14 protein-coding genes are annotated in these 16,919 nt (G+C 53.5%); 13 read left to right on the forward strand and 1 reads right to left on the reverse strand.

Features of this window, described 5'->3' with window-relative positions; genetic code table 11:
• The first annotated feature begins 12 nt into the window (after positions 1-12).
• The 10 genes from pyrG to rpoS all read left to right on the forward strand — a co-directional run bounded on the left by pyrG (position 13) and on the right by rpoS (position 9,224).
• Positions 13-1,650 carry a CTP synthase gene (gene pyrG / locus K0H80_RS06010; protein ID WP_011865006.1) on the forward strand — a complete coding sequence of 546 codons (1,638 nt, stop codon included), beginning with the start codon at positions 13-15 and terminating at the stop codon, positions 1,648-1,650.
• A gap of 131 nt (positions 1,651-1,781) precedes the next feature.
• On the forward strand, positions 1,782-3,077 hold the full coding sequence (gene eno / locus K0H80_RS06015) for a phosphopyruvate hydratase (RefSeq protein ID WP_220073423.1): 1,296 nt from the start codon (positions 1,782-1,784) through the stop codon (positions 3,075-3,077).
• A 99-nt stretch (positions 3,078-3,176) separates the two neighbouring features.
• Positions 3,177-3,479, forward strand: a complete 303-nt coding sequence (ftsB, locus tag K0H80_RS06020) for a cell division protein FtsB (RefSeq protein WP_144203330.1) — start codon at positions 3,177-3,179, stop codon at positions 3,477-3,479.
• 42 nt (positions 3,480-3,521) lie between these two features.
• The gene (ispD, locus tag K0H80_RS06025; protein WP_220073424.1) at positions 3,522-4,250 is read left to right on the forward strand and encodes a 2-C-methyl-D-erythritol 4-phosphate cytidylyltransferase; all 729 of its coding nucleotides are present in this window, start codon (positions 3,522-3,524) and stop codon (positions 4,248-4,250) included.
• Positions 4,251-4,253: 3 nt separating this feature from the next.
• Positions 4,254-4,739: a 2-C-methyl-D-erythritol 2,4-cyclodiphosphate synthase gene (ispF, locus tag K0H80_RS06030; RefSeq protein ID WP_011865010.1), complete on the forward strand. Its 486-nt coding sequence runs from the start codon at positions 4,254-4,256 to the stop codon at positions 4,737-4,739.
• Between the two features lie 9 nt (positions 4,740-4,748).
• Positions 4,749-5,816 (forward strand): tRNA pseudouridine(13) synthase TruD, encoded by a 1,068-nt coding sequence (gene truD, locus K0H80_RS06035; protein ID WP_220073425.1) that lies wholly within the window; start codon positions 4,749-4,751, stop codon positions 5,814-5,816.
• Positions 5,809-6,558: a 5'/3'-nucleotidase SurE gene (gene surE, locus K0H80_RS06040; RefSeq protein ID WP_220044652.1), complete on the forward strand. Its 750-nt coding sequence runs from the start codon at positions 5,809-5,811 to the stop codon at positions 6,556-6,558. Before truD ends, surE begins: the two co-directional genes overlap by 8 nt.
• Complete coding sequence (locus tag K0H80_RS06045; RefSeq protein WP_220073922.1) at positions 6,555-7,190, forward strand: protein-L-isoaspartate(D-aspartate) O-methyltransferase; 636 nt, start codon at positions 6,555-6,557, stop codon at positions 7,188-7,190. Before surE ends, K0H80_RS06045 begins: the two co-directional genes overlap by 4 nt.
• Before the next feature lie 49 nt (positions 7,191-7,239).
• Positions 7,240-8,172 carry a peptidoglycan DD-metalloendopeptidase family protein gene (locus K0H80_RS06050; RefSeq protein ID WP_258406184.1) on the forward strand — a complete coding sequence of 311 codons (933 nt, stop codon included), beginning with the start codon at positions 7,240-7,242 and terminating at the stop codon, positions 8,170-8,172.
• Between the two features lie 77 nt (positions 8,173-8,249).
• Positions 8,250-9,224: an RNA polymerase sigma factor RpoS gene (rpoS, locus tag K0H80_RS06055; protein WP_011865015.1), complete on the forward strand. Its 975-nt coding sequence runs from the start codon at positions 8,250-8,252 to the stop codon at positions 9,222-9,224.
• Between the two features lie 284 nt (positions 9,225-9,508).
• On the opposite strand, the gene mutS is transcribed toward rpoS, so the two are convergent.
• A complete protein-coding gene (gene mutS, locus K0H80_RS06060) occupies positions 9,509-12,076 on the reverse strand; it encodes a DNA mismatch repair protein MutS (RefSeq protein ID WP_220073426.1) in 2,568 nt (855 codons plus the stop codon).
• A 330-nt stretch (positions 12,077-12,406) separates the two neighbouring features.
• Here mutS and recA point away from each other — a divergent pair, with 330 nt between their 5' ends.
• The 3 genes from recA to alaS all read left to right on the forward strand — a co-directional run bounded on the left by recA (position 12,407) and on the right by alaS (position 16,834).
• On the forward strand, positions 12,407-13,468 hold the full coding sequence (gene recA / locus K0H80_RS06065; protein WP_220073427.1) for a recombinase RecA: 1,062 nt from the start codon (positions 12,407-12,409) through the stop codon (positions 13,466-13,468).
• A 45-nt stretch (positions 13,469-13,513) separates the two neighbouring features.
• Entirely contained in the window at positions 13,514-13,966 is a 453-nt protein-coding gene (recX, locus tag K0H80_RS06070) for a recombination regulator RecX (RefSeq protein WP_220073428.1), read from the forward strand.
• 243 nt (positions 13,967-14,209) lie between these two features.
• The gene (gene alaS / locus K0H80_RS06075; protein ID WP_220073429.1) at positions 14,210-16,834 is read left to right on the forward strand and encodes an alanine--tRNA ligase; all 2,625 of its coding nucleotides are present in this window, start codon (positions 14,210-14,212) and stop codon (positions 16,832-16,834) included.
• Positions 16,835-16,919: the final 85 nt, after the last annotated feature.

A 16,919-nucleotide genomic window follows, 5' to 3' on the forward strand; every position in this document is an offset into this window, starting at 1 on the left:
CTCAGGTTCAGCATGACTACAAGGTATATCTTCGTTACTGGTGGCGTGGTTTCATCACTAGGTAAAGGCATTGCAGCAGCATCATTGGCGGCAATTTTAGAGGCTAGAGGCCTTAACGTAACCATTATGAAGTTGGATCCTTATATTAACTTGGATCCGGGTACCATGAGCCCAACCCAGCACGGTGAAGTATTTGTCACCGAAGATGGCGCTGAAACTGACCTCGACCTGGGTCACTACGAACGTTTCATCCGTACCAAGATGAACCGTCGTAACAACTTCACTACGGGTCGTATCTATGAGGAAGTGCTGCGCAAAGAGCGTCGCGGCGACTACCTAGGGGCCACCATTCAGGTGATCCCACACATCACCAATGCGATTAAAGAGAAAGTGCTAGAGGGCGGAGAAGGGCACGACGTGGCGATCGTTGAAATCGGCGGCACCGTAGGTGATATCGAGTCATTGCCTTTCCTTGAGTCTATTCGTCAGTTGGGCGTAGAACTAGGCCGTGATCGTACCCTGTTTATGCATTTGACCCTGGTGCCTTTCCTGGGCGCGGCGGGCGAAGTCAAAACCAAACCGACACAACACTCGGTGAAAGAGCTGCGTTCAATCGGTATCGCGCCAGACGTACTGGTTTGCCGTGGTGACCGTGCGATTCCGTCTAACGAGAAGGCGAAGATCTCGCTATTCTGTAACGTTGAAGAGCGCGCCGTGATCTCGCTGAAGGATGTCGATAGCATCTACAAGATCCCTGCACTGCTGAAGGCGCAAGGCCTGGACGATCTGGTCACCAAGCGTTTCGGCCTTGAGTGCAGAGAAGCCGACCTGTCTGAGTGGGAAAACGTTATCTATCAAGAAGCCAACCCAACCGGTGAAGTCACTATCGGTATGGTGGGCAAGTACACCGAACTGCCAGATGCTTACAAGTCGGTGAACGAAGCGCTGAAACATGCCGGCCTGTTTAACCGCGTGTCGGTCAACATCAAGTATATCGATTCACAAAACATCGAAGCTAAGGGCACAGAAGTGCTGGAAGGCCTTGACGGTATCCTGGTACCGGGCGGTTTCGGTGAGCGCGGCGTCGAAGGCAAGATCATGGCGGCCCAGTATGCCCGTGAGAATAACCTTCCTTATTTCGGTATCTGTCTGGGTATGCAGGTTGCGCTGATCGAGTTTGCGCGCCACGTGGCTGGTTTAGAAAATGCGCATTCAACCGAGTTCAACAAGGATACGCCGCATCCAGTTGTGGGCTTGATCACAGAATGGATTGACGAAAAAGGTAATATCGAGCAACGTCATGAAGAATCAGATCTCGGTGGCACCATGCGCCTAGGCGCGCAGCTGTGTCATCTGATCGAAGGTACTAAGGCGGCGGAAGCCTACAAGGGACTGACCTGTGTAGAGCGTCACCGTCACCGTTACGAAGTGAACAACACATACAGAGAACGTTTAGAGAAAGCCGGCTTGGTATTCAGCGGTCTGTCGACAGATCGTCAGCTGGTTGAAATGATTGAACTCCCTAACCACCCATGGTTCGTGGCGGGTCAGTTCCACCCTGAATTTACATCAACGCCTCGCGATGGTCAGCCATTGTTCCAAGGTTTCGTTGCTGCAGCCGTTGCGTACCAAAAACGCGATTTAGGCTAATCTTTATACAAGGGCCGCTTCCGACTCTCGGAGGCGGCTTTTTTGTTTCAGATGATGTAAATTTAGCGATAAGAATTTTAGTTTTGCATTAACTTTTAAACTTAAATCTTAAACTTAAAGTCGAGGAAATTATGGCTAAAATTATCAATGTCATTGGTCGCGAGATCATGGATTCACGCGGTAACCCAACGGTTGAAGCGGAAGTGCATCTAGATGGCGGTTTCGTAGGCATGGCAGCCGCTCCATCAGGCGCATCTACCGGTAGCCGCGAAGCACTAGAGCTGCGTGATGGTGACAAGAGCCGTTACATGGGTAAAGGCGTTTTGACCGCTGTGGCTAACATCAATGGTCAGATCCGTGATGCCCTAATGGGTAAAGATGCGACGGCACAAGCCGAGCTGGATCAGATCATGATCGACCTAGATGGCACTGAAAACAAAGACAAGCTGGGCGCGAACGCTATCCTGGCCGTGTCTCTGGCTGCCGCTAAAGCCGCTGCTGCCTTCAAAGGCATGCCGCTGTACGCGCACATCGCCGAGCTAAACGGTACTCCTGGCCAGTACTCTATGCCTGTGCCTATGATGAACATCCTTAACGGTGGTGAGCACGCCGACAACAACGTTGATATCCAAGAGTTCATGGTTCAGCCTGTTGGTGCTAAGAGCTTCCGTGAAGCGCTACGCATGGGCGCCGAGATCTTCCACAACCTGAAGAAGGTGCTGCAAGAGAAGGGTCTTAACACTGCAGTGGGTGATGAAGGTGGTTTCGCGCCAAACTTAGCGTCTAACGCCGATGCACTGGCGGTTATCAAGACTGCGGTAGAAAAAGCCGGTTACAAACTGGGCGAAGACGTGACGCTGGCCCTTGACTGTGCAGCCTCTGAATTCTACAAGGACGGTCAATACGACCTGTCTGGCGAAGGCAAGGTATTTGACTCAAACGGTTTCTCTGACTTCCTGAAGTCTCTGACCGAAGAGTACCCAATCGTGTCTATCGAAGATGGTCTGGACGAGTCAGATTGGGATGGCTGGGCTTACCAGACTCAAATCCTGGGCGACAAGATCCAACTAGTGGGTGACGATCTGTTCGTAACCAACACTAAGATCCTGAGCCGTGGTATCGAGAACAAGATCGCCAACTCTATCCTGATCAAGTTCAACCAGATTGGTTCTCTGACCGAGACCCTGGCGGCAATCCGCATGGCGAAAGACGCTGGCTACACTGTTGTTATCTCTCACCGTAGCGGCGAGACCGAAGATGCGACTATCGCGGATCTGGCGGTAGCAACAGCGGCTGGTCAAATCAAGACAGGCTCGCTGTGCCGTAGTGACCGTGTTGCTAAGTACAACCAACTGCTACGTATCGAAGAGCAGTTAGGTGAAAAAGCACCTTACAAGGGTCGTAGCGAGATCAAAGGCCAAGCATAACCGAGTTTTTACGGTTAATTTGGTAAAAGGCCACCACTTGGTGGCCTTTTTTGTTGTAATATCAGTTCAGCCTTTTAACAGAGATAAAGCCCATTAAGGATGAAGCGACTTCTTATCGCCATGTTTGTGCTGCTTGGTCTGCTCCAGTATCGACTCTGGTGGGGACAAAATAGCCTTCCCGAATCTTTTCAGCTGCAGGAACAGATCAAGCTGCAGCGCGAGAGTAACGCCAAACTCATCGAACGAAATCAGGTACTCAAAGAAGAGATTCTCGACCTTAGACGCGGTACCGAGGCGCTGGAAGAACGCGCCCGTAACGAGTTGGGGATGGTGAAACAGGGAGAAACCTTCTTTCGTGTAGTGGGCGAGCCTCAGCGTAAAGCCGAGATTGGTGAGCAGTAGGCTCAGCCGGTTTCGCCTAAAAAGTGACACGAGTTAACATCTATGATTAGTCGCATACAAGAGCTGGTTGCTATTGTGCCCGCCGCCGGGATCGGCGCGCGAATGGGCGCCGAGATCCCCAAGCAATATCTGATGTTAAATCATCAACCTATCCTGGCGCACACCCTAGATCGCCTGCTGGAACATCCACGCATCGACAAGGTGATTATTGCCCTAAGCCCAGAAGATACCCATTTCGCCAAGCTGAGCCAGGCGAGCCATCCTAAATTGATGACAGTTATCGGCGGTAAAGAGCGTGCCGATTCCGTGCTAAGCGCCCTCAAGGTCGCATCTCAATCTGCCTGGGCGCTTGTGCATGACGCGGCCCGTCCCTGCTTAAGTGCGGCCGATATCGATAAGCTGATCGCCGCCTGTGAGACAGAAGAAGGCCATCAGCAGGGCGCCATCCTCGCCATGCCGGTACGCGACACCATGAAGCGTTCGGGCAAAGGCGGCGCGATACAAGAGACGGTATGCCGCGAGAACCTCTGGCATGCGCTCACCCCTCAGCTGTTTCCCGTGATCAGTCTCAAGCAGAATCTAGCTGATGCCCTGGCGGCGCAGGTTGCCATTACCGATGAGGCCTCGGCGATGGAGTGGGCCGGTGGCCAGCCGCTGTTGGTAAGCGGACGATTTGACAACATCAAGGTGACCCATCCAGAGGATCTGCAACTGGCGGCGCTCTATCTGCAAGCGGCCGCCAGTAACCCCAATTCCAGTACAGGTGAATGACAGATGAATATACGTATCGGCCATGGTTTCGATGTGCATAAATTTGGCGGCGAGCTGCCGCTGATCTTAGGCGGCGTTGAAGTTCCCTATGACACTGGCCTGGTGGCCCATTCGGATGGCGATGTAGTGCTGCATGCCATCTCAGATGCGATTCTCGGCGCCATGGCGCTCGGAGATATCGGCAAACATTTTCCCGATACCGACCCAGACTTTAAGGGGGCCGACAGCCGCGTGCTGCTACGTCACTGCTATCAGCTGGCGCTGGATAAGGGCTATAGGCTGGGTAATCTGGATGTCACTATTATTGCCCAGGCGCCTAAGATGCTACCGCACATTCAGGCGATACGTGAGTGTCTGAGTGCAGACCTTGAAAGCGACATAGAGGCGATCAACGTCAAGGCCACCACCACAGAGAAGCTTGGCTTTACCGGACGCAAAGAGGGGATAGCGGTGGAAGCCGTGGTGCTGATGTGCGCCGCCCCGAGATAAGAGAGAGTTATGACCCCACTACATTATTTGCATGGCCAGCCCGAGGCGAGCGCCGACTTAAGAACCTACAACAGCGATTTTATAGTGCAGGAGATCTTGCCATTTCTTCCGACAGGTGAGGGCGAGCACCACATGCTGCACATCCGTAAGGAGGGGTTAAACACCGCGGATGTGGCGCGCATGCTCTCAAGCTTTGCCGGCGTGCATCCAAAAGAGGTGACCTTCGCCGGCCAGAAAGACAGACACGCCATCACAGAGCAGTGGTTTGGGGTGCGTATTCCCGGCAAGAGCATGCCAGACTGGCAGTCGCTCAATAGCGAGCAGCTCACGGTGCTATCAAGCGCCCGTCACGGCAAGAAGCTGCGCACCGGCGCCCTGGCGGGTAACCGCTTCACCCTGACCCTAAGGGCCGTGTCTGACATGGACGCACTGGTGCGGCGCATCGAGCTGATTAAAGCCACAGGCGTGCCTAACTATTTTGGCGAGCAACGTTTCGGCCATGACGGAAAGAACCTGATTTTCGGTCGTCAGATGCTCTCGGGCAAAAAGAAGGTGAAAGACAGAAACAAGCGCAGCATCTATCTCTCGGCGGTGCGCTCGTATCTCTTCAACCAGGTAGTGAGTGAGCGGCTTCGCCTACACCAGCTCAAGACACTCGATGGTGACTGTGTGATGTTGGCCGGTAGCAAGAGCTACTTCGTGGCCAATCCCTGGGATGAAGTGTTGTATGGTCGTCTGGCGGAAAACGATATTCAACTCTCGGCGCCTATGTGGGGCCGAGGCCAGGCGCTGAGTGAGGCCGAGGCATTAGCCTTCGAGCAGGGCGTTTGCGGTCAGTATCCTGAAGATCTTGCCGGCCTCGAGCAGGCGGGGCTCAATCAGGAGCGCCGGCCGCTGCTTCTCGCGCCGCAGCAGCTAAGCTATGAAATTCAAGATGACACCTTAGTGATTAAGTTCGCTCTGCCGGCTGGCAGCTTTGCCACCTCTGTACTGCGGGAACTGGTGAATTATCAAGATGTCAAAGAGCGGGAATATCAGGCCAGAAAGGCCGCAGCGAGCGAGCAAGCCCATGATTAAGATATTGGTAAGCAATGACGATGGCATCACGGCGCCGGGGATCGCGGCGCTGTCCAATGCCCTGGCGAAGCACTATGAGGTGATGACGGTCGGTCCTGATCGCAACTGTTCGGGTGCCAGTAACTCGTTAACCTTGACTAATCCTTTGCGAATTAATAAGTTAGATAATGGTTATATTTCCGTCAGTGGCACGCCGACCGATTGTGTGCATCTGGCGATTCGCGAGTTCTATGCCCATGAACCGGATATCGTGGTCTCTGGCATCAACGCCGGTGCGAACATGGGGGATGATACTCTCTATTCCGGCACGGTTGCGGCGGCGATGGAGGGGCGTTTTCTGGGCTTGCCGGCGATTGCCATCTCTCTGGTGGGCCGAGAGCTGAAGCACTATGACACGGCGGCCTACTATGCCTGTAAGATAGTGGCGGGTCTGATCGATAGCCCTATCGCGTCGGATCAGATCTTAAATGTGAATGTGCCGGATCTGCCACTCGATGAGATTAAGGGCATTAGAGTTACCCGTCTGGGCGCCAGACATAGAGCCGAAGGCATGGTGCGCATGCAAGACCCTGCCGGACGGGAAATATTCTGGCTCGGCCCGCCGGGTGAAGAGCAAGATGCCAGCGAAGGCACAGATTTTCATGCCGTGGCCAACGGCTATGTGTCGGTGACCCCCTTGACGGTGGACCTGACCGCGTTTGAACAAGTACCAAAGATAAAGCAATGGATAGAGCAATTATGAATGGGGTAGCCACTACGGCGGCATTGAATCTGGCACGTCACCTTCAGGGGGCGGGGATAACTAATGCCGACGTCTTAGCTGTGGTGGCGAAAACGCCAAGAGAACTGTTTCTCGATGCGGCCCTGGGCCATAAGGCCTATGAAAATACTGCTCTGCCCATAGGACAGGGGCAAACCATCTCTCAGCCCTATATCGTGGCGCGCATGACTGAACTTTTGTTAGAGTCGCGTCCTAAAAGGGTGCTGGAGATAGGCACAGGCTCTGGCTATCAGGCGGCTATCCTGGCGCAACTGGTGGATGAGCTCTGCACGGTTGAGCGGATAAAGAGTCTGCAGATCCAGGCGCGCCAGCGTCTCAAGCGGCTCGATCTGCATAATGTCTCCTTTAAGTATGGCGACGGCTGGCAGGGCTGGGCCAACAAGGGCCCCTTCGATGCCATCATGGTGACGGCGGCGGCCAGCAGCGTGCCGCAGGCGCTGCTGCAACAGCTGGCGGACGGTGGTGTGCTGGTGATCCCTGTCGGCGAGGAGACGCAGCAATTGATGCGTGTGGTTCGCATGGGCGATCAATTTCATTCCCAGACCATAGAGATGGTGAAGTTTGTGCCTTTGGTCAACGGTGAACTCGCCTAGTGGTGGCTGTCATTTGGTGCGCCGACGCTAAGGGAATAAGGGAGCCGCTATGCTAAGCGTCCCGAGTCGGTTGAGGTTTTGTCAAAAGCCATTAGGCATACTGTGCGCCTTACTGCTCAGCTGTCTGCTGAGCGCCTGTAGTTTTCAGGCCCATTCTCCCGCTCCCGTGGTGAACGTCAACTCGCCGGTGAAGAAAGCCTATAAAAAGGGAGGCCTCACCTCCGACCACTATAAGGTCAAGCGCGGCGATACCCTCTATTCGATCGCCTGGGCGGCCAACAAAGATTTTGCCGAAATTGCCCGATATAACGGGCTTCGCAAGCCCTATACCATCTATCCTGGGCAGGTTTTAAAGCTTAAATCGACAAACGCTGTTACAAATAGCAAAACCCAGCGTAGCACTCAGGTATCGAGTAAAAAAACGCAACAAAATACAGCTAAAAACAAACCTAAACAAACAGTTAAGTCTAGCCAGCAGGCTGCTGCCAGTAAAACGGCATCGGCGAAAAAATCGCTTGATCGGGGCGATAAATCTGCGTACGCTGTAACAACTGGTCAACAAAATGTTAACGGCGTTATCCACAAGCCCAGTAGCACCCTACCCAAGAAGGTCCAGCGCTGGCATTGGCCCGTTAAAGGCAAGTTGATCGGCACATTCTCTACCAAGGAACAAGGTAATAAAGGGATTAAGATCGCAGGATCCCGAGGCGATCGCATTCAGGCCGCTGCCGATGGGCGAGTGGTGTATGCGGGAAATGCGCTAAGGGGATACGGCAATCTGGTGATCATTAAGCATAGCGATGACTATCTCAGTGCTTATGCTCATGCCGATAAGATCTTAGTAAAAGAGAAGCAGTTCGTTACCGCGGGACAGACGGTGGCGAAAATGGGACAAACGGGTACCAATAGGGTGATGCTGCATTTTGAGATACGGTATCACGGCAAATCCGTCGACCCACTTAAATTTTTGCCTAAATCATAATTTTATAGGCGCCATTTTGGCAATTGGAGGACAGTAAAGTGCAGTAAATTAGCATGTAAAATTTGGGAGAGTATATTATGGGTCGTAAACAATCTACCGCCGTGGCGGAGCCCTTAGTGGACTTGTCTAAGAATGAGTCTGATCTATCAGTGACCAACAGCAAGGAGGTTTTGAAAGACGCAGAACTAGAACAGCAAGTACAAGATGACTTACAAAAGAACTTAGATGCCACTCAGCTGTATTTAAGTGAAATTGGATTTTCCCCCCTATTGAGTGCGGAAGAGGAGGTTTATTTTTCACGTAAGGCCCTAAAAGGCTGTGAAAAATCTCGCAACCGTATGATTGAGAGTAATCTCAGACTCGTCGTAAAAATTGCACGTCGTTATAACAATCGTGGTTTAGCCTTACTGGATCTGATTGAAGAAGGTAACTTAGGTTTGATCCGCGCCGTCGAAAAGTTCGATCCCGAACGCGGCTTCCGTTTCTCAACCTATGCCACCTGGTGGATCCGCCAGACCATAGAACGTGCCATCATGAACCAAACCCGTACCATTCGCCTGCCTATTCATGTGGTAAAGGAGCTCAATGTTTACCTTCGCACCGCCAGGGAACTCGCGCACAAGCTAGATCATGAGCCAACCGCAGAAGAGATCGCCGAGCAGTTAGACCTGCCAAGTAGCGATGTCAGTAAGATGCTCAAGCTTAACGAGCGTATCACTTCAGTTGATACCCCACTGGGTGGCGACAACGATAAGGCACTGCTTGACGTATTAGCCGATGACGATTGTGTGGGCCCGGATTACAAGGTGCAAGACGATGATATGTCTAAGTCTGTTGTGCGTTGGCTCGACGAGCTGAACAGCAAGCAGAGAGAAGTACTTGCCCGTCGTTTCGGTCTGCTTGGTTATGAGCCATCGACCCTGGAAAATGTCGGTAAAGAGATAGGCCTCACCCGAGAGAGAGTACGCCAAATTCAGGTGGAAGCCCTGAAGCGGCTTAGAGATCTGCTCAGTGCTCAAGGATTATCGGTAGAAGCTATCTTCAGAGTGTAAAAGTGTATCGGGGTGTAGGCTAAAGGATTACCGTGGCTTTCTTGTAATCGCCTTTGTGAGTGGTCGGTAGAGACTAAAAGGTCGATAAGCAATGCTAGCGTCTTATGGAGAAAACTCGCGGAAACTGCCTTAAGGTGAAAACCTGTGTCTTGAAGAGCCGACCCCAGAATTAAAAAAAGCGCATCCAAAAAGGTGCGCTTTTTTGCTGTCTAGATTGTGTAACTCGCTTTAGCTCTAGCTACTTTTAAGTGCTCAAATAGCTTAGCGTATAAGTGCTTGAAAGCTTAGCGTAGCTGCTTGAGCTCGTAGAGGAGATCCAGCGCCTGTCTGGGCGTTAGGCTGTCGGGATCTATGGTATCTAGCCTGTCTAGTGCCTTTGAGGTCTCCGGCATGGCCAGACTCAGCTGGGCCTGCCTCAGTTCAGGGAGTCCCTCCTCTCTATCCCTGCTCTCAAGATGATGCAGCTTGTGTTTGGCGGCCTGCACCACCTTGGCCGGAACACCAGCCAGCGCCGCCACCTGTAGGCCATAACTCTTACTCGCCGCACCTTCCTGCACCGCATGCATGAAGGCGATGGTGTCGTCGTGTTCTATGGCATCAAGGTGCACGTTAGCCACATTCTCCATCTGATCCGGCAGTTGGGTAAGCTCGAAATAATGGGTGGCAAATAGAGTCATAGACTTTAAGTTTTGCGCCAGATGCTCGGCGGCGGACCAGGCCAGCGACAAGCCATCATAGGTCGAGGTGCCGCGGCCAATCTCATCCATCAAGACCAGACTCTCTGGCGTGGCGTTATGCAGTATGTTGGCGGTTTCCGTCATCTCCACCATGAAGGTTGAGCGGCCGGAGGCGAGATCGTCCGCCGCGCCGATACGGGTAAAGATACGATCCACAGGGCCGATGGCGGCTTTCTGGGCCGGCACGAAGCTACCTATATGGGCCATAAGGGTGATCAGAGCCACCTGACGCATATAGGTCGACTTACCGCCCATGTTAGGACCTGTGACGATTAGCATGCGTCTTGCCGGGTTGAGGCTGACAGGGTTGGCGATAAATGGCGTCTGACTGACGCGCTCAACTACCGGATGTCTTCCCGCCTCGATATGTATGCCACTCTGGGCCGTGAGTTCTGGTCTGTGATAGTCCAGCTGCTCGGCGCGCTCGGCAAAGTTGGTGATCACGTCAAGCTCGGCGGCCGCGCGGGCAAAAGCCTGTAGCTCGTGCAGGCGCGGCATTAATAGATCGAACAGTTCTTCCCACAGCTGTTTCTCTAACGCCAGCGCCTTGCCCTGACTTGAGAGTACCTTCTCCTCATGCTCTTTAAGCTCGGCGACGATATAACGCTCGGTGTTCTTAAGGGTTTGTCTACGCTGGTAACTCATAGGAACAAGATCCGACTCGCGGCGGCTCACTTCTATGTAGTAGCCGTGCACCCGGTTGTAGCCCACCTTGAGGGTCGAGGCTCCGGTGGCTGCCTTCTCCCGGGCTTCCAGCTCAGCGAGGTAGTCGGTCGCGCCCTGGCTGAGTTTGCGCCATTCATCCAGCTCGCTGTGATAGCCCTCTTTGATCACGCCGCCGTCGCGGATCAGCATAGGTGGATTATCGACGATAGCGCGGCTGAGCAGGGCATGCTCCTCGGGGAAGTCGCCCAGGTGACTCGAGAGCGTCTTGAGGTGAGGGCTGTTGCAGTCTGCCAGCTGCTGCTGTATTTCGGGCAGTAGGGCCAGGGCCTGACGCAGACGGGCAAAGTCACGTGGGCGGGCACTACGAATGGCCAGACGCGCCGTGATACGTTCTATGTCGCCCAGGGCTTTTAGCTGCTCATGCAGGTTCTCGTGATAGCCGTTGTCCAGCAGCTCGTCTATGGCATCATGACGGGCGCGAATGATGTTGTGGTTGCGCAGCGGCTCATGGATCCAGCGCTGCAGCATGCGGCTGCCCATGGGGGTCGCGGTATTATCCAGTACCGAGGCCAGGGTGTTATCGCTGCCGCCTTGCAGGTTGCGGGTTAGCTCCAGATTCTTACGGGTGGCCGCGTCCAGCACTATGCTGTCGCACTGATTGAAGCGGGTGATGGCGTTGATATGGGGCAGGGCGGTACGCTGGGTATCTTTCACATACTGGATAAGACAGCCGGCCGCCTGTAGCGATAGCCTGACTTCCCCCAGGCCAAAGCCGTAGAGATCTTTGGTGCCGAACTGTTCCAGTAGTAGCTTGTAGCTGGTGTCGTAGTCGAACTCCCATTCGGGACGGCGACGCTTACCCGACAGTGAGGCGATCAAAGCCGGATCGCTGAAATCTTCGCTGTAGAGCAGCTCCGCTGGATTGGTGCGTTGCAGCTCGGCTTCCAGCGCCTCTTTACTGGCAAGTTCGGTGACCACGAAGCGTCCGGATGAGACATCCAGGGTCGCGTAACCAAAACCCACCTTGCCGTGATAGACGGCGGCTAACAGGTTGTCCTGCCGCTCCTGCAGAAGGGCCTCATCTGTAAGAGTTCCTGGGGTGACGATGCGAACAATCTTACGTTCTACCGGCCCCTTAGTGGTGGCGGGATCGCCTATCTGCTCGCAGATCGCCACAGATACCCTGAGCTGCACCAGCTTAGCAAGATAGCCTTCTACCGCATGGTAGGGGATGCCTGCCATGGGGATAGGATCGCCGCCACTCTTGCCGCGAGCGGTCAGGGAGATCCCCAGGAGCTCAGAGGCCCGTTTAGCATCGTCGTAGAAGAGCTCGTAAAAATCTCCCATACGATAAAAAAGCAACATATCAGGTGTTTCGGCTTTCAGCGTCAGATATTGACGCATCATGGGGGTGTGCTTTTCAAGATGTTGAGTATCGACGGCGTTCATGAATTAACCAAGGTATCCTGCTACAAAAATGTCTGTCATAGCCCTGTGGCCAGCACAGAATGAATGGCCACAATACTAACAATAAATTGATGACGGTTGCGCATTTATCCTGTCTGTTTGGATAAATTTAGTGCTAATGCGCCTGGGGGCGGTAAGCCGGCTTTGGTTACGGCCGGATAAAAATAATCGCATACAGTACTTGATACTGTATGATTGTACAGTATACTAGGATGCATATTGAGACAGCCTAAAGCGATGCGGAAACGGTCTGCGGGCTTTAACTTAACGGATACCCCACAGCGCAGCGTCTGTGATTGAGAGGAATGCAGAATGAAGATTGATGCGAATAAAGAGAAAGCCCTGAGCGCGGTCCTTGGCCAGATTGAGAAGCAGTTTGGTAAAGGCTCTATCATGAAGCTAGGTGAAAACCGCTCTATGGATGTTGAGACTATCTCAACGGGTTCTCTGTCGCTTGACGTTGCATTGGGTGCTGGCGGCCTGCCACTGGGTCGTATCGTTGAGATCTATGGTCCTGAGTCTTCGGGTAAGACCACCCTGACACTGGAAGTGATCGCCGCTGCCCAGCGTGAAGGTAAGGTTTGTGCCTTCATCGATGCCGAGCACGCACTGGATCCTATCTATGCACAAAAACTCGGTGTGGATATTGATAACCTACTGTGTTCTCAACCAGATACCGGTGAGCAGGCGCTTGAGATCTGTGACGCTCTGACTCGCTCTGGTGCCGTCGACGTGATCATCGTCGACTCGGTTGCAGCCCTGACGCCTAAGGCGGAAATTGAGGGTGAGATCGGTGATTCTCATATGGGTCTTGCGGCGCGTATGATGAGTCAGGCGATGCGTAAGCTAGCGGGTAACCTCAAGCAATCTAACACCTTGCTGATCTTCATCAACCAGATCCGTATGAAGATAGGCGTGATGTTCGGTAACCCTGAGACCACTACCGGTGGTAACGCGCTTAAATTCTACGCCTCTGTTCGTCTGGATATTCGCCGCACCGGCGCCATCAAGGATCGTGAAGAGGTCATTGGTAACGAGACGCGCGTTAAGGTGGTGAAGAACAAGATTGCCGCGCCATTCAAACAGGCAGAGTTCCAGATCCTTTATGGTGAAGGTATTAACCGTACCGGTGAGTTGGTAGACCTTGGCGTGATGCATAAGCTGATTGAAAAGTCAGGCGCTTGGTACAGCTACAAGGGTGACAAGATTGGCCAAGGCCGTGCCAATGCCGGTAAATACCTGATAGAGAACCCAGAGATTGGCGCCGAAATCGACCAGGCGTTACGCGCCATGTTGCTGGGCGGTGGTCAAGCGGTGGCTCAGTCGGCCACAGGCGATGAGAACGTCGACCTGGAAACCGGTGAAGTATTTTAAGCTCGCCGAGTCAACTAAGCCTTGCCTTAAGACTCTGGCTTTGTAATGACAATGTCAGCGATGCAAGTAGCGGTGGGCCTCCTGGCCCGCCGCGATTATTCCCGCTATCAGATAAAGAGTAAGCTGGCTCAGAAAGGCTTTCTAGATAGTGAGATAGAGGCTGTTCTTAGTCAATGTGAAAGCCAGGGATATCTGGATGATGCCAGGTTTGCCGGGCTCTTGCTGCGCTCGCATATAGCTAAAGGCCATGGTCAGAACAAGATACGCCAATCTATGTCCCAGAAGGGACTGACTAAACAGATTATCGAGTCTAGCCTCAATCAGAGCGACTGCGACTGGTTCGAGCTAGCGAGACAGAAGGCTGCTAAGAAATATGCCACTAGCGGCCCCATCCAAGATCAGAAAGAGCGCGCCAAACGAGTGCGTTATCTTCTCTCCCAAGGTTTTGGCTTCGATCAGGTTGCCTATGCCTTAGAGGTCGACCCAGACTTCGACTAATACCGCGTCCATATTCGGGCTTATGCTGGGCTCTAGTCCACTATCCTGATTTCGTTTTATCTCCATTAGTACTCAGCCTCTATAAGACCCAATGGAAACTTAGACTTTTTAGGCTTTCTTTGGGGATCCTCGGCTAAACCTCTGGTTGTTCATCTATAGACTGCTTATAATGCTGGGCTAACTGAGCATCGTCGGTGAGCCTTTTGCTTTCATCGCTAAAATAATCAAATTCAGGATGATTTCATGTATCAAACCACTGCAGCGCTGAGAAGTGCTTTCTTGGAGTTTTTCCGCAGAAACGGTCACCAGGTTGTGGACAGCAGTTCACTGGTACCTGGCAATGATCCCACCTTGCTATTTACCAACGCAGGGATGAACCAATTTAAAGATGTTTTCCTTGGGGAAGACAAGCGCGACTACAGCCGCGCCACCACGGCACAGCGCTGCGTGCGCGCCGGTGGTAAGCACAATGACCTGGATAATGTCGGTTACACCGCCCGTCATCACACCTTCTTCGAAATGCTGGGTAACTTCAGCTTCGGTGATTATTTCAAGCAAGATGCGATTCGCTTCGCCTGGACCTTCCTGACCGAAGAACTCAAGCTGCCAAAAGAGCGCCTGTGTGTCACCGTCTATGAGACAGACGATGAAGCCTTCGAGATCTGGAACAAAGAGATTGGCGTCGCGGCCGAGAACATCATCCGCATCGGCGATAACAAGGGTGCGGCATACGCCTCAGATAACTTCTGGCAGATGGGCGATACAGGTCCTTGCGGTCCTTGTACCGAGATCTTCTACGATCACGGCGAGCACATCTGGGGCGGCCGTCCCGGCACGCCGGAAGAAGATGGTGACCGCTTCATCGAGATCTGGAACATAGTATTCATGCAGTACAACCGTCAAGCCGACGGCACCATGGATCCGCTGCCTAAGCCTTCTGTCGATACCGGCATGGGTATCGAGCGTATCGCCGCTATCATGCAGGGCGTGCACTCAAACTACGAGATCGATATCTTCCAGTCACTGATCAAGAAGACCGCCGAGATCCTCGGCGTGACCGATCTGGAGAACAAGTCGCTGCGTGTTGTCGCCGACCATATCCGCTCTTGTGCCTTCTTAGTGGCCGATGGCGTGATGCCATCAAACGAGGGCCGCGGTTACGTATTGCGCCGTATAATCCGCCGCGCCGTGCGTCATGGTAACAAGCTAGGTGCTACCGAAGCTTTCTTCTACAAGCTGGTGCCTACACTGATCGAAGTGATGGGCGATGCGGCTAAAGAGCTGGTGGCGACCCAGGCGATCGTCGAAAAGGCGCTGAAGGCGGAGGAGGAGCAGTTTGCCCGTACTCTGGAGCGTGGTCTTGGTATTCTCGACAATGCCCTGAGCCAGCTCGAGGGTAAGGAGCTTGACGGTGAGACCGCCTTTAAGCTGTATGACACCTATGGTTTCCCGGTTGATCTGACGGCTGACGTATGCCGCGAGCGTGACATCACGGTCGATGAAGCTGGCTTCGAAGCGGCCATGGCCGAGCAGCGCAGTCGCGCCCAAGCGGCGGGGCAGTTCGATACCGATTACAACGACAGCCTGAAGATCGATGCCGAAACCGAGTTTTGCGGTTATAGCGACCTTAATGGAGAAGCCAAGGTCACCGGCCTCTATGTCGATGGTCAGGCGGTCGACGCGCTAGCCGAAGGCGACCAAGGTGTGGTGGTGCTCGATAGCACGCCTTTCTACGGCGAATCTGGCGGTCAGTGTGGCGACAAGGGCCAGCTGAGCGCCGAGGGTGTCGAATTCGAAGTGAAGGACACGCAAAAATATGGTCAGGCAATGGGACATATAGGTCTGGTCAAGGCCGGTAGTATCGCAATGGGTCAAACCCTTAACGCGGCAGTGGACAAGAAGCTCAGACATCGCACCGAGCTGAACCACTCTGTGACTCACTTGCTGCACGCCGCGCTGCGTCAGGTGCTGGGCACTCACGTGAGCCAGAAGGGCTCTCTGGTTGAGCCTGAGCGTCTGCGTTTCGACTTCTCTCACTTCGAAGCGGTTAAGCGTGAAGAGCTTAAGCAGGTCGAAGATCTGGTTAACACTCAGATCCGTCGTAACCACGAGTTGAAGGCCGAGGTGATGGATATCGACCAGGCGAAAGAGAAAGGTGCCATGGCCTTGTTTGGTGAGAAATATGACTCACAGGTTCGCGTGGTGACCATGGGTGATTTCTCTATCGAGCTATGTGGTGGTACCCACGTAGGCCGCACAGGTGATATCGGTCTGTTTAAGATCACCTCTGAAGGCGGTATCGCAGCCGGTATCCGTCGTATCGAGGCGGTCACAGGAGCCGCAGCAATTGCCTATGTGGGTGAGCAGCAGGCGCAGCTTGAACAAGCCGCCGCGCTACTTAAGGGCGACAGCGCCTCGGTAGTGGCTAAGCTTAAGGCTCAGCTGGATAAGACTAAGCAGCTTGAGAAAGAGATGTCTCAGCTTAAAGATAAGCTAGCGGCCGCGACCAGCGCCGATCTGGCCGGGGAGGCTCAGGAGCTTGCTGGCGTTAAGGTACTGGTTAAGCTGCTCGAAGGTGTCGAGGCCGGTGCACTGCGCGGCCTGCAGGATGAGCTTAAGCAGAAGCTGCAATCTGGCATTGTGGTGCTTGGCATCGCTGGCGACGCTAAGGTGAACCTGATTGCCGGCGTCACCAAAGACTTGACCGGTAAGGTCAAGGCCGGTGAGCTGGTGGCCATGGTGGCTGCTCAGGTGGGCGGTAAGGGCGGTGGACGCCCAGACATGGCCCAGGCCGGTGGCAGCGAGCCAGAGAAGTTAGCGGGCGCCCTGGATTCTGTTATCCCTTGGTTGTCAGAACGTTTGGCCTAAGTTGCCTCAATAGAAAAAAGCGCTCCATGAGCGCTTTTTTTGTGCCATATTGATTGAAGCTTAAGCTGAGGTACAGTTTAAAGTG

The organism is Shewanella aegiceratis (assembly GCF_019457495.1).
GTDB lineage: Bacteria > Pseudomonadota > Gammaproteobacteria > Enterobacterales > Shewanellaceae > Shewanella > Shewanella loihica.